A 14,026-nucleotide genomic window follows, 5' to 3' on the forward strand; every position below is an offset into this window, starting at 1 on the left:
CGTGCCGCAGGGCTGTGCGGCCGCGCGTTCACAGCCCGAGGGCGGCGCTCAGCTCCCGAGCTTTGCGCAGCGCCGCCTGCGTCCCCTTGCGGCCGGCGATCTCGGCAAGGCCGGGCCAGGCCGCCTGCGCAGCCGGGATACGCCCCCGCCGCGCGGCCTCGGCCAGCGCCGGGGCGCGCAGCAGCGCGGCATCGAGGACCCGGTTGAGCCATCGCGGGAGGGCCTTGGCAGTGGATGCCGCCCGCACCGACTCCGTCAGCGCCGGCCACAGCGTCGCAAGACTGTCGGGCTCGGCCTCGATCATCCCGGCCAGCTTTACCGGCGTGAAGTCTGCACTGGCCACGAGCCGGGCGACCGCGAGTCGCACGGACTCTGCACCAATGAGATCGTTTCGAACGGCGGCAAGCACGTGGTAGCCGTGGCCGTTGTCGTGGTTCATTCCGCTGAGCAGTACGGCCACCATGCCGACCGTGAGCGGGGGCGTGTCGCCGCCGCGGTCGAGCGGCCCGTTGCCCTCGCCCCGCCAGTTTCTGCGGTCTGCAACGCGAACGGCCCCAGCCTCGGCGTCCCAGCGCAGCCACGACCGCGACGCATGATCGACCTCATCTGCCGCGGAGCGGATCTCGGTCATGCCGCACTGCCCCTCCGATTCAAGGTCGTAGAACCACGACGTGCGGGTGCGGAACGTGCGGGGCCCGGGTGCGGGGTCGGCGAGTCGCTCGGGATCGAGTTCCAGTTCAATCTCGAGGAACTTCGTCGACGCATTCGGGTCATGCCAGGCCGCACGAATACGTGCCCCGTCATCGACCGCTGCCGCCTCACCGCTCCCCGACGGCCAGAACTCGGCGAACTCCGCGTCGCCCATCACTACACCGAGCGCCTCGCCTGCAAATGCCTGCGCAGAAGCCGCCTCGGCGGGAGCTGCCGATCCGCGTGCTGTCGCGTCACCTGCAGCGTCGCATGCCGCAGTTGCCGCGGAGTCATCGACCGCCGGGAGCTGCGCGACAACTGCCCGGGCCAGAGTGACCGCGCGCGACGATCCACCCGCTGCGGCGAGCGCACGCACCCCTGGGAGCGTGAGCGCGTCGGCCTCAGCGGCGCCCGACCCAACCGCTGCGTGCACCGCCGGGAGGAGTTCGCCGATGGCTTCGACGAGTTCGGCGGTGCCTGAGAGCCGTCGGGGCGCCGCGAGTGAGGCGACGACGAGTTCGTCGAGCAGCGGCCAGACAACGGAGAGCATCCCCTCGTCTGCGAGGTCGAGGCAGCTGCGGGCGAAGGCGGCAAGCTTTGTTGGCGTCTCCATCCAATCCAACTTGCGCACGTCAGCGATGCCCGGAGGGAGCAGCCCTCGCTGCCAGGCTTCGGTGATTGCGAGTGCACCGTCTAGCTTCGCGCGTTCGTGCAGGTCGCGCTGGGCGCCGATGAGGTTGATCGCTTGCCCCGGGGTGAGCGGCGTCGCGCGCCGTGCCAGCTGCCGCAACGTGAGACCGTGGCCGGAGAGCTCCGAGTGCCCGATCGCGAGCGCCGTCCAGTCGCCGCCCTGCGGGAGCACCCCAAGCTCGATGTCGCTGCCGTAACCGTCGGCTTTAAGGCGGGCGGGGAATGCTGCGAGTGATTTCGGGGTCGCGAGTGGCTCAGGCCGCCACCAGTGGCGTGTGGTGTCGAGCACGAGTTCTGGTTCGACGAGGGGGTCTGCAAGGTACACGAGCGTCGCCTCGCCAGCGCTGAGCGGGAGCGTGATTCCGGTTTGCCCGACGACCGGAACGGTGAGCTCGGCGAGCGCCTCCCGGTGAGCCTCGGTGACGAGTTCTCGGTCGAGCCGCAGCAGGGCAAGCAGGAGATCTGCCTCGCTCGCCGCGGCACCCGCTCCGGCATAGGCGCGAAGACGCGCGGTGAACTCTGCGGGGTCGATGCGCATGTCGATCCAGGTGGGAGTCGACAGCAGCACAGGCACCTCCCCGAGCCGCTGCATGACGGCGGCCTCGCGGGCCGGTGCCGGAGAGTAGATCGTGGGCTTCGCACCGGGGAACTCGGTGCGGGCGGGCCGGTCGAGCCCGGAGAGCTCGGCTCCGCTGACCCACTCGGCGACCCCGCGCAGCCCTGGCACCCACTGCGAACGGATACCGCGAAGCAGGGTGCGAGCGAGATCGGGGTCGCGCCGCGCGAGCTCGTTGGCGAGGGCGAGGAGCTGCTCCGCGTCCGGATCGACCGGCCCGCCCTCCGGCCTGCCGGTGAGTTCGGAGGCGGCCGCAGTCGTCGCCGCGGCGGTTGCATCGGTGCTGGCGGCGGCGAGCGCGTCGGTGTTCTCTCCCGCACCGGGCGTCAGCCCCAGCGAGAAGCGCGGCACCTCCCACAGCGGCGGTGTCGCCTCCCAGCGCCCGCGACCAACGGCGCGGGCCGGCCCTGCGTTCGCCCCGTGGAGCGCAGCGGCTCCCCCGTGACTGCGCGCGCCGGGGCCGCTCGCATCATCGCTCCCCGCAGCCTCGCCCGGGGTGCTGAACTGCCAAGCTTCGAGCACAGCGGTCGCGGCACGTGACAAGGGTGCGTCGTTACTCTCTGCGATGGGCGTCAACAGTGGCGCCAGGTCCGCGACGACGCCCTTGGTTGGCAGCGGCCGCGCTGCGGCGGCTGCGAGAAGCGCACGGCGCGCCTTCTTGGTCTTCACGCCGAGCCCGAGCGTCAGCACCTCGATGAGCGTCTGTTCGTCACCGTGGGCGATGAGTGCGGGCCCGAACGCTTCGACGAGCGGGGCATCCCCGGTCGCGATCGCAGAGACGAGCGCGTCGGCGCGCGCGAGCAGTTCGTCGCGGCTAGCCGCGTCGGTGAGGCCGAGCGGGCCGGTGAGAAACGCCGCCCACACCTTGCGGTCTCCGGGGCGTTGGGCTGCGTCGAGGCCCGCGAAGGCGAGTTCTCGGGCCGCGGACTCGTCGATCCACCCGCGCTCGAGCGCTGCGGGCACGAGCAGGCCGAACGGCCCGGTCACGCTCAGGCCCGCGGCGACCGCGATCTCGGCGTGCTCCCGGAACCGCGGTGCGAGCACCTCAGGCTCGATCGCACCCCGATCACGCGGCTGCAGCCAGCCCTCGTTCGCCGGCGCACCCAGCGCATAGACGGCCCAGTCCCGGAGATAGTCGAGCTGGGCCGGCACGGGAAGCTCGAACTGGTGCACGAGCCGCACGGTTGTGCCGGCGAATCGAGAGGTCGCGTCGATCCACATGCGGCCACCGCCGCGGGCGGCATGCTGCACAAAGCTCTGCGCGTATTCGGCGCCGCGGCTCGCAATCACGGCCGTCACGAGCTCATCGCTGAGTGCGCCGCTGCCCGGGAGCACGGCCACGGCGCGGCGCGCGGCCACCCCCATGCGGATCGCGAACAGCGCGAGCATGCCCGCGTTGATGTCGTCGCCCAGCCAGCTCCGCCAGCCGTAGGTCGTCGGATCGAACGCCTCGAAAGCACCCCACTCCCCGGATTTCAGGCCCGAGACGGCGAGCCGCTGCTGTTCGGGGGTACCGGTCGGCAGCGTGAGCGCATCGGCGGGGGCTGCGCCCGGCCAGCCGAGCTCGCGAAACACTGTGACGGACTGGGTGAGGGCGGCCGAAGCGCTCACGCGGGCTCCTTAGGGAGGTGGGAGGTGGATCGTTGGGTGCTAGACGAGTGCGCGGCGCTCCGCCAGAGGGAGACGGCGAGGATGTGCTTGCAGGGCCCTCTGCCGGTGCCGTGGGTGAGCGCCCAGGTGCAGCTGCAGCTGAGCTCACCGGTGGGGTCGTCGGTGAAGTTGCTTGCGGAGTCGCCCGCGGAGTCGCCGGTGCGCTCGGCTGCGTGGGCGGCGGTGGCTTCGCGCACAATGGAATCCTCCACTGCGGTTGCCCCGTGCACGCGCCACACACGCGGCGCAGCGTCTGGCACGCCGGAGCCTGGCGTGCCAGAGCCTGGTGCGGCGAAGTCTGGCGCGGCGTGAGCGCTGTCGGGCGCGGGGCCAGCGGTAATCGGCGTTCCGGTGATCTCGCTGACTCGCCCGGCGGCCGCGAGCGACTTGGCAGCGACGAGGCGCGGGTTGTCCCGCTCCACTCGCGCCGGGTCGTCGGGAAGCTCGCGGTGAAAGTGTGCCTGGTCGTGCAGGTCCCACCCCACGCGGCCCGACGCTGCGAGCACTGCGAGAGCGCCACGGGCCCGCTCGAGGCTCAGCCCGGCTTCGTGCGCGATCCGCTGCGCGTCGATTGCGGGCTCGTAGGCAAGCAGCGCGGAGACCAGTTCGGAGTCGGCAACCACCTGCTCCCCCGCGAGTGCTGCGAGCAGTGCACCCTCGCCTGAGTGGCCGCGCCACGGCTCGGCGGTCAGGCCGAGGGTGAGCCTGGCGTGCGGCAGCTCGATGACGACCGCTGCTACGCCCGTGTCGCTGGGGGCTGTCCCGTACACGGTGAGCCCGGTCACGTGGGTGAGGAGCCGTTTGGCAGCGCTGAGCCGGTGCAGCCCCGCGATACTCACGGCCCCTGGCGTTGGCCGCTCGGTGACGCGCACCCCGCCCCGCGCGGGCACCAGCCACACGGTTGTGCCCGACGCTGTTGCCGGGGGCACGGCCGCGAGGAAGGCCCGAGCTTCGTGCGCGCTGAGCACGATCTGCGGCGTGAGGTGTTCGTGCAGCGCGGCAACGTTCCCGAGCGCGCGCACCCAGCGATCCGGCATGTCGACGGGGCGTTCCGATGATTGGATGCTGGGGGTTGCGAGCGTGAGGCCGGTGGCGCCGACGTCGAGGTGCAGGAGCGCTGCGCGCTGAATCCCCGAAAGGAGCGAGCGCGAGTGCATGCCGAGGTCGACGTTCGTGGTGCCGCGGGCGATCTCGCCGCCGTCAAACCCGCCGCCGAGGAGGTCGAGGCGGGCGTAGACGCCGTTACACGCCGAAAAGGTTTCGGCCCGCAGGCGGTCGCCGTTGGCGGTGAGCACAGGGTCGCGCATCGTCGTTGGCACGTACTGGAAGTAGCGCGTCGCGGTGATGTCTGCGAGCGTGAGGAGGCTCCGGGCGAGCATGAGCGGTTCGGTTGCGAAACCCGAGAAGAAACTTGGGGTGAGGTCGAGCCCGGTGGCTGTGCGCGCCGGCGCGAGGCCGAGTGCGAGCCCGCCACCGGCTTCGCGGGTGGGCTGCGCGAATGCCCGCGGCTGCGTGCCCCCGGGCCGGATAGCGGGGTCGAGCTGCACCGGTGTCATGCAATGATGCTACCGACCGCAGGTGACACATGGGTGATGCCAGTGATACACTCGGCCCATGCATAACGTGAATCAGTGGTGGGCCGCCTAGGGCGGTCACTCTTCACGCATCTGCATGCACCTCGACACCGCCTCTCGGAGGCGGTGTTTTTTGTCTCACGAGCGGCGCGTCGCAACACGTACTGACGCAAACTCACCGACGCAAGGAACCACTCATGACTGAGCCCACCGCCACCGCCACCGCCACGACCACCGCCGCGGGATCCACCGCGAACTCCACGTACCGCGCCGATGAGGCAGGGTTCTTCGGCGAGTTCGGTGGGGCGCCCCTGCCCCCGTTCCTTGTCGAGCCAATCGCCGAGGTCGCCCGCGAATACGCGAAGGCGAGCGCCGACCCCGAGTTCCAGGCCGAATACCAGGCGCTGCTGTCGAAGTACGTCGGCCGGCCGTCGCTGCTGTACTTCGCAGAGAACCTCACCGCGAAGCTCGGCGGCGCGAAGATCTACCTCAAGCGCGAAGACCTCAACCACACGGGCGCCCACAAGATCAACCACTGCCTTGGCGAGGCCCTCCTCGCCAAGCGCATGGGCAAGAAGAAGGTCATCGCCGAGACCGGCGCGGGTCAGCACGGCGTCGCGCTCGCAACCGCGGCGGCGCTCGTTGGCCTCGAGTGCGAAATCCACATGGGCGCGATCGATATCGCCAAGCAGCACCCGAACGTCGTGCGCATGGAGCTGCTCGGCGCGAAGGTCGTCGCCGTCGAGGAGGGTGGGCGCTCACTCAAGGAGGCCGTCGACTCGGCGTTCGGCGTGTTCGCTGGCGCACCCGACGAGTACTTCTTCGCGATCGGATCGGTTGTCGGGCCGCACCCGTACCCGTCGATGGTGCGCGACTTCCAGTCGGTCGTCGGCCGCGAGGCGCGGGCCCAGATCGTCGAGGCCGAGGGGCGACTCCCCGACTACCTCATCGCTGCCGTCGGCGGCGGATCGAACGCCATGGGCCTCTTCGACGCCTTCCTCGAGGACGATTCGGTGCGCATCATCGGTGTCGAGCCCGCGGGTGAGGGCCTCGAGGGTACCCGCCACGCCGCAACCATGACGCTCGGTAAGCCCGGCATGCTCCACGGTATGCACACGAAGGTGCTGCAGGATGAGGCGGGCGAACCCTCCCCCGTGCACTCGATCGCTTCGGGCATCGACTACCCGGGGGTTGGCCCGCAGCACGCGCACCTCGAGCAGCTCGGCCGCGCCGAGTACGTGACGGCGACTGACGCAGAGACCCTCGCAGCGTTCCAGCTGCTCACCCGCTCAGAGGGCATCATCCCAGCGCTCGAGTCGTCACACGCGGTCGCGCACGCCGTGAAGCTGGCGCCGACGCTCGGCACCGACGAGATCATCATCGTGAATCTCTCGGGCCGCGGCGACAAAGACGTCGACTACGTCGCGGAGCTGCTCGCCGCACAGCGGTAGCAGGTCGGGGTCCGGCTAGCGGGAGACCGTTCCCGTTAGCCGGCGCCGGACGAAGCGACTAGGCGAGGCGCTGCCTCTGTCTCGGCGCGGAACTGCTGGAGGGAGACCGAGGTGATCCCATTGTCGTCCCAGGCTTCTTGGGCGGCAGCAAACACTTCGCCACGCCACTGAGCGTCTCGCCCCGTGGAAGGCGGGTCAAAGACGACCGTTGCTAGCACTTCCCGATGCAAACTCACCTGCTTCGCGCCACCCAGAGCGAGGTGTGCGCCGTGTCTCCTGAGCAACGAAAAGAAATAGTTCGAGGCTTGAAGCTGCTGTTCGAGCCCGTCGATCACTGCGACGTTGAAGGCCCAGACGCTGACCAGGCGGCTTGACGCTGGCTGCCGTTGGAAGAGATCAATGGTTGCACGCTGCTTCCCGATCGTGGCTCGTGGCTGAACGAACAGGCTCACCCCTTCGACGAGACCATGTCGAGACTGCAGGGTTGCGCGCACTTCAGACCGCAGGCTCGCCCGTGTCAAGGCTTGTGCCCGCGTTGTGCCGGCGCGTTCAACAAGATGCGGAAACAGCAGGTCGAGTGCTTGCACCGCAGACTGCGCAGCGACCGGCGACGGCGCCGAGAACTGGATCGAGCTGGCCTGGCGACCTCGTATGCGACGCATCCAAGCGGTATCGATGCCGCTATCGTCCAGCTGCGGTGAGCCATGATTGCCGATTCGCCTGGAGAAGTCGTCTTGCCACGCTCGGAGTTCACGGCCGACGTGCGCGGTTGTCGCGGAGGCGCCGCCCCGATGCGACCCAAACCGAACAGCCCAATCCGCCCCGTCGCGACCGGCGAGCAGACCAATGTTCACGAACTCGCCGCGAGCGACGTCCGGCACATAACGAATAATCCAATATTGGTATGTCATGGTGCCTCCTCACTCGTATCGGCTGTGGTGCGCAGCCACCGCCAGCCGCTGCGTCACTCCCGGGATTCTCGCGTACAAGAGCTCGGCCACCTGAGTGAGTTCCTCCGTTGTTGTCCCCCATTCTAAAGGCACCATCTGCATAACCCCGAGAAGATCTGCCAGACTGATGCGACGCACACTCTTCAGGGTGGCCAACAAGGCCCGAGCAGATACCACGCCGGGGTCGAGATCCTGTTGCCACGCATCAGTCCCGACGCGTTGAAGTGCTGGCACGCTCCAATCTGATTCTCCCGCCAACCAAAATCCGTGATCAAACGTCCAGATTGAGTAATCGGCAGAGAGCTCATGCAACCAGTGAGCGTCTCCTCCCATGCAGAGATCCCACAGTGCCAGTATGCTCGCTTGGCGCTGCCGATTGTTATCCAAGTGAGAGTAGGTAGACCACTCATCCGACACGACGACATCAGTCACCTCGAGTGACGCGTGCGCCACACAGCCCTGGAGCCGAACGCCATTTGTGAAGCTCCAGTCGAGGCCCGCAGGAATATGAATGACCGCGTTGACCGGGGCAGCGACTCCGATCAAACGCCCTACGCCGTACGCGATGCTCTCTGCCACCAACGTCCGCGCACCCTGTGGGCTGTTCGGGGCCTTCACCCAGTACTTGCGGCCATCAGACGCTAGCGCGAGAAAGGCCTCCGAGCCCGAGCCCGAACGCTGCAGAATCGCCAGTAGCTCCAGTGGGGTGCTATCAGCCTCGGCTCGACTCGACATAGTTCAGAACACTACCGCAGTCGCTGACAGCACAGCGCGGGCAGCGAGCACGAAGCGCAGCGGCGTTCGGCCACTGGAACAGCACCACGCACGCGGCGCCCTGCCGAACTCGACCTTTTCTGCACGACCCAGCCCAGAACCCGGCGAGAATTGCCTATATTCGGCGAATCACCCTCGATTGCGCCGGTGCGCTGCCCGCAGCACAGCTCGCGCCGAGCGCGCCGAACCCTGCGCTTTCGCCGCCCGCGCGCTATCCATCAAACACTCCGCGGTCATCGAAGCGCAGCCTGAGTGCCTCGGGGCGCGCGCGGCCCGGCTGGCGGCCCTTCTGCCGTGAAGACGCTCCAGCGGCGTCGGCGACAAGCGCGCCTCGCAGTCGCTTCGCGACGTCGAGCCCGCGCGCGTATTCAAACCGCACAATCGCACGCACGAGCTTCGCGCCGCGCGCCGCCGGGTCGTTCACATCGACCGGGGTCGGCCCGAGAACTTCGACGCCGGCAAGCCTGTCGGGGGCGTGCAGCGCGGCAACCGCACGGTCGACCTCGGCTGGCCCGCCGGTCACGCTCGCGACCCGCACCGCTGGCGGGTAGCGCAGCGCCTGCCGATCGCCCAGCTCCTGGTGCAGCCACTCCTCGATACGCCCCGTGACAAACGCCTGCACGACCGGGCCACCGCCCGAGGCCATAAGGCAGAGCCCGTCGGGCGCCGCGAGCGCCGCGGCATTCTCCCACCAGCGCAGGCAGTCTTCGCCTGCCCGCAGGTTTTCGAGGCTGAGCAGCCGCTCGGCGTCGAGCAGCACGACGGCGCGGTAGCCGCCGGCCGCGAGCGGTTCAGCTCCCCGAGTTGCCACCACGATCGCCGGCCGAGCGTCGACGCGCTCGCGGGGGTGGTCGCCGTCTGAGAGCAACACGCGGAAGCCGCGGAACTGCCGCTCAAACTGCTCAACCGTGCGGGCAGAGCCCATACCGCGCTCGGCGAGGCGGTTGCCGCCGCAGCTCTGGCAGGACCACCCCGAGGCCTGCTGCCCGCACCACCGGCACGCCGGCCGGCCGGCCGCCCGGAACCCGATCGGCCCGCCGCAGCCCGTGCAGCGAGCGAGGTCGCCGCAGTCACCGCACACCGACACGGGGGCGTACCCCGGGGTTGCGACCTGCACAAGCACTGGGCCGGTGCGCAACCCCTCGCGGATAGTCTTCGCAGCGAAGTCTGGCACCCGGCCGGCGAACGCGTCTGGCGCGACGGAGGCGTCGGCGTGGAACACACGGGTGCGCCGCGGCGGGTTCACCTGGTCGTGCACGTAGCCGATGAGCGCGAGCCGTTCGACCTCGGCGCTGCGGGCGTGCGCCGCAAAGAACAGGCCTGCCCCCGACTGCTCGGCACGCACGAGCGCAGCGTCTCGCGCGTGCACGTAGGGCGCGAGGGGCTCGGCGAGCACGGGGTCGCCGTCATCCCACATGAGGATGGCACCGAGCTCGTGTGCCGGGGCGTAGACGGCCGAGCGGTTGCCGATGATGATGCGCGGTTCACGGTCGAGCGCAGACAGAAAGCTCGCGTAGCGCTCGCCGTTTGACTGCCGGGCGTCGACGCGCACGACCCCCTGCGCGCCGAGGGCCGCGAGCGCGCTCTGCAACTGATCTTGGTCGCGATAGTCGGGCGAGACGACAATCGCGCTGCGGCCGGTTGCGTGCACGGCGATCGCGACGTGCGCGAGGCGGATCGCCCAACCGCCAACCCACTCGCCCGTTGACAGCCGCTCCGGCGAATGCGTTGCCGTGAACGCGAGGCGCTCGCCGGCGGTCAGGCGCGCCGCGATCTCGGCGGCATCGGTGCCCGCGGCATCGGTGCCCGCGGCATCGGTGCCCGCGGCAGCGGCTTCCGCGGCATCGGTGCCCGCGGCAGCGCCTTCCGGCACAGCACCGTCCGGCACAGCACCCTCTGCCGCCGCGGCGGCGAGGTGCTGCTTCTCAACGCGCACCTGCCTGGTGGGAATCGCGAGGCGCAGAATATCGCCCGCCGACCCGCCGGCCCTGTCGGCGACAGCGCGCGCGAGTTGCCAGACCGCGGGGGTGAGTTGCGGCACCGGGCTCACGATGTCGGCGATCGGCGACAGCGAGCCGCCGAAGCTGCTCGAGTCTGCGAAACCTATGACGTAGCCGAAGGCCTTGCGCTGCTGGTTGCGAAATGGCACGCGCACACGCTGGCCGACGCGCAGCGTATCGGCAAGCTCCTCGGGCACGGCGTAGTCGAACAGGTGGTCGAGCTGCGGCAGCGCCGAGTCAAGCAAGACCTCTGCGACGGCGCGCCCGTTCGGCGCTTCGGCGTTGAGGCAGCTGCACTGTGACCCGGGCTCGGGCGCGCCGGGAGCGCCCGGCATCGCGGCAGACGAGGGCATCGCGGCACTCGCAGCTTCCCCGCCCTGCCCCGTGGCCTCCCCGCTCAGCGCTCCGGCAACCACGCGAACCCCTGGCGGCTAGAGCCCGGCTGCGGCGCGCAGCTCGGCGACGCGCGGCGTCGCCTCCCAGGTGAAGTCGGGGAGCTCACGACCGAAGTGGCCGTAGGCGCTCGTCTGTGCGTAGATCGGGCGCAGCAGCTCGAGGTCACGAATGATGGCGAGCGGGCGCAGGTCAAAGACCTCGCGCACGGCGGCCTCGATGCGCTCGGTTGGAACGGTCTCGGTGCCGAAGGTCTCGACGTACAGGCCGACCGGCTGCGCGCGGCCGATCGCGTACGCAACCTGCAGCTCGGCTCGGCGGGCCAGGCCCGCGCGCACGACGTGCTTGGCGACCCACCGCATAGCGTAAGCGGCTGAGCGGTCGACCTTCGACGGGTCTTTGCCGCTGAAGGCGCCACCTCCGTGCCGGCTCGCGCCCCCGTAGGTGTCGATGATGATCTTGCGGCCGGTGAGGCCGGCGTCACCCATTGGGCCGCCAACAACGAACGGCCCGGCCGGGTTGATGAAGAACTCCGCGTTCGCGCTCGGCAGGTCGACGAGCTCGAGCACCGGCTGAATGATCTCGCGAGCCACGATGTCGCGCAGCGCGGGCACCGAGAGGCTCGCCGCGTGCTGCGTCGACACGACAACCGCCTCGATCGCCGCCGGGCGGTCGCCGTCATAGCCGATGGTGACCTGGGTCTTGCCATCGGGCCGCAGCTCGGGCACGAGCCCGCTCTTGCGCACCTCGGTGAGACGCTCCGCAAGGCGGTGTGACAGCCAGCTCGGCAACGGCTGCAGCTCGGGCGTCTCGTCGGTCGCGAAACCGAACATGATGCCCTGGTCGCCGGCTCCCTGCGCGCTGAGCGCGTCTGCCTCGCCGCTCTCGCGCACCTCGAGCGACACGTCGACGCCGCCGGCGATATCGGGCGACTGCTGCCCGATAGACACCGATACCCCGCACGACGATGCGTCGAAGCCCATGTCGGAGCTTGTGTACCCGATCTCGCGAATCGCGCCGCGCACGAGCTGCGGAATCTCAACGTAGCCGCTCGTCGACACCTCGCCGGCAACGTGCACGAGCCCCGTCGTCACGAGCGTTTCGACAGCGACACGCGCCCCCGGGTCTTGCTCAAGCATCGCGTCGAGAATCGAGTCAGAAATGCGGTCGCAAATCTTGTCGGGGTGCCCCTCGGTGACGGACTCGGACGTGAACTGTCGCAGCACGGATGCTCCTCGAATAGAAAGTACTGTAGGCCGAACTCTCGGCCCGGGAATAGCTGTGGCGCCGGTACCAAGAGGGTAACCGGCGCCACCGACACTGAGTGCAGTTACGCCTTGGGCGTCATCTGCAGCTTGCCCTCGACGATCTCGTGGAGAGCGATCGACAGCGGCTTGTCGTCGACTGACGAGTCGACAAGCGGGCCGACGTTGTCGAACAGGTTGCCGTCGTGAAGATCGGTGTAGTAGTCGTTGATCTGGCGCGCGCGCTGAGCAGCGAACACAACCAACGCGTACTTCGAGTCCACCTTGGCGAGCAGGTCGTCGATCGGTGGGTCGATGATGCCGTTGACATTAGCCATGAAATAACTCCTCTAGATAGACCCGTCTATTCTAGCCCATCAGCCCCACGCCGCGGCGCAAGATGACGTGACCGTTACGGCCGCTCAGTCTCGTCCAGGCGCGGCTGCCGGAAATGGCGAGCCGATCCACCCCCGCCAAGAACCCGAGCCCCTCGGCCGCGAACGCCGCAGCTGCCGGGATACCGGGCGCGATCTCGCTCCCCCACACCGCGCGACGCACCTTCTGCACGACCGGGTCGCCGGCATCGGCCGGCACATTCTCTGCGACGCGAGCCATGCCCTCTGCGGCGACGATCGCGAGCGACCCCGCATCGATCTCGCCGCGGGCCTCCCAGCCGCCGAGCGGCGGCAGCACGCCGCTCCACGCGGCGGCGACCGTCACGTCGGGCAGCGCGAGGGTGAGCCCCGACTCCTCGCGCGCGAGCCTGTCGGTGAGCGACCGCACCTCTACCACAGTGTCGACGGGCACGGCGGGCGCCTCGGCAAGCGGAAATGCGCGCATAACGAGCACCACGGGGGTGTCGTCCATAATTCCGGCTGGCGCCTGCGTGCAGCCGTATACGGCAAGCACGTCGCCTCGGGTTTGCAGCCGCACCTCCGCCTCCCCGAGCCGCACCAGGCGGCCGAGAAAGTTCTGCAGGTCTTGGCGGGTCGCCGTGTCGGCGAGGGCTAGGGAAAGAGTCTCAGCGGTCATCGATCTCAGCTTAGCCCCGCGAGGTGAGCGCGGGCCGAGCGGCCGCGGCCTAGACTGAGCCCTATGACTGACCAGGCGAAACTGTCCCAGGCTCGCGACGTTCCTGCCCCGAACCTCGCCGAGATGCTCTCGCTCGCAAACACCGAGGCACGCACGCACTACGACATCTTCACCGGGCCCGCGATGCCGACGCCGCACGGCCGCGCCTTCGGCGGGCAGGTGCTCGGTCAGGCGCTCGTGGCCGCGGGGCTCACGGCGCCAGAGGGCCGCGAGATCCACTCCATGCACGGCTACTTCGTGCGCCCCGGAGACAGCCGCACCCCGATGACCTTCGAGATCGCACGGCTGCATGACGGCCGCTCATTCTCTACCAGGCGCGCCCAGGCCTACCAGCGCGGCGAGGTGCTCATGTCGCTCATTGCCTCGTACCAGGGCCCCGAAGAGGGGCTCGAGCACCAGGAGAGCTTCGATGTCTCGGCGATCGCACAGCCCGAGGACCTGCCGACGGTGTGGGAGAAGTACGGCCACCTCACCGGAGACCCGCGCAGCTCGTGGATTCTCAACCGGCCGTTCGATTTTCGCCACGTGGGGGCCGATATGGTCATGGAACCGGGCGAACTCACGAACCGGCAGTACGTGTGGCTGCGCAGCCGCGAGCCGCTCGCTGGCGGCCAGCCCGTGCACTCGGCGGCGCTCGCGTTCGCGTCAGACTACCTGCTGCTCGAGCCCGTCACGCGCAAGCACGGCCTGCCATGGGCGACACCTGGCATGAGCGCGGCGAGCCTCGACCACAGCATGTGGTTCCACCGCCCGTTCCAGGTCGACGAGTGGCTGCTCTACGAGCTCGAATCGCCAACCGCCCAGAGCGGGAGGGGGCTCGCGCACGGCCGCTTCTACGACCGCTCCGGCGCGCTCGTCGCGAGCGTCTCGCAGGAGTCGATGATCAGGCTGCCGCGGTAGCG

The 14,026-nt window shown here is 69.4% G+C and carries 10 protein-coding genes; 2 read left to right on the forward strand and 8 right to left on the reverse strand.

Annotated features, from left to right (window positions below; genetic code table 11):
* Positions 1-28: 28 nt before the first annotated feature.
* Together ABD115_RS08345 and ABD115_RS08350 are read right to left on the reverse strand one after the other, a co-directional pair.
* A complete protein-coding gene (locus ABD115_RS08345; RefSeq protein ID WP_343960181.1) occupies positions 29-3,607 on the reverse strand; it encodes a DUF7824 domain-containing protein in 3,579 nt (1,192 codons plus the stop codon).
* On the reverse strand, positions 3,604-5,202 hold the full coding sequence (locus ABD115_RS08350) for an SWIM zinc finger family protein (RefSeq protein WP_343960183.1): 1,599 nt from the start codon (positions 5,200-5,202) through the stop codon (positions 3,604-3,606). Before ABD115_RS08350 ends, ABD115_RS08345 begins: the two co-directional genes overlap by 4 nt.
* Before the next feature lie 215 nt (positions 5,203-5,417).
* On the opposite strand from ABD115_RS08350, the gene trpB reads away from it, so the two are divergent.
* The gene (gene trpB / locus ABD115_RS08355; RefSeq protein ID WP_343960185.1) at positions 5,418-6,671 is read left to right on the forward strand and encodes a tryptophan synthase subunit beta; all 1,254 of its coding nucleotides are present in this window, start codon (positions 5,418-5,420) and stop codon (positions 6,669-6,671) included.
* Between the two features lie 35 nt (positions 6,672-6,706).
* Here the strand turns inward: trpB and ABD115_RS08360 are convergent, their stop codons facing one another.
* From ABD115_RS08360 to ABD115_RS08385, 6 genes are all read right to left on the reverse strand, one after another.
* Complete coding sequence (locus ABD115_RS08360) at positions 6,707-7,582, reverse strand: DUF3037 domain-containing protein (protein ID WP_343960187.1); 876 nt, start codon at positions 7,580-7,582, stop codon at positions 6,707-6,709.
* 9 nt (positions 7,583-7,591) lie between these two features.
* Complete coding sequence (locus ABD115_RS08365) at positions 7,592-8,356, reverse strand: hypothetical protein (protein ID WP_343960189.1); 765 nt, start codon at positions 8,354-8,356, stop codon at positions 7,592-7,594.
* A 250-nt stretch (positions 8,357-8,606) separates the two neighbouring features.
* Entirely contained in the window at positions 8,607-10,811 is a 2,205-nt protein-coding gene (locus ABD115_RS08370; RefSeq protein ID WP_343960191.1) for a primosomal protein N' family DNA-binding protein, read from the reverse strand.
* A gap of 15 nt (positions 10,812-10,826) precedes the next feature.
* Positions 10,827-12,011, reverse strand: a complete 1,185-nt coding sequence (gene metK, locus ABD115_RS08375) for a methionine adenosyltransferase (protein ID WP_343960293.1) — start codon at positions 12,009-12,011, stop codon at positions 10,827-10,829.
* A gap of 107 nt (positions 12,012-12,118) precedes the next feature.
* A complete protein-coding gene (rpoZ, locus tag ABD115_RS08380) occupies positions 12,119-12,370 on the reverse strand; it encodes a DNA-directed RNA polymerase subunit omega (RefSeq protein ID WP_042544196.1) in 252 nt (83 codons plus the stop codon).
* 31 nt (positions 12,371-12,401) lie between these two features.
* Entirely contained in the window at positions 12,402-13,064 is a 663-nt protein-coding gene (locus ABD115_RS08385; RefSeq protein WP_343960193.1) for a DUF8185 domain-containing protein, read from the reverse strand.
* 63 nt (positions 13,065-13,127) lie between these two features.
* On the opposite strand from ABD115_RS08385, the gene ABD115_RS08390 reads away from it, so the two are divergent.
* Positions 13,128-14,024, forward strand: a complete 897-nt coding sequence (locus tag ABD115_RS08390; protein WP_343960195.1) for an acyl-CoA thioesterase — start codon at positions 13,128-13,130, stop codon at positions 14,022-14,024.
* Positions 14,025-14,026: the final 2 nt, after the last annotated feature.

Source organism: Leucobacter albus (genome assembly GCF_039528015.1).
GTDB classification, from domain to species: domain Bacteria; phylum Actinomycetota; class Actinomycetes; order Actinomycetales; family Microbacteriaceae; genus Leucobacter; species Leucobacter albus.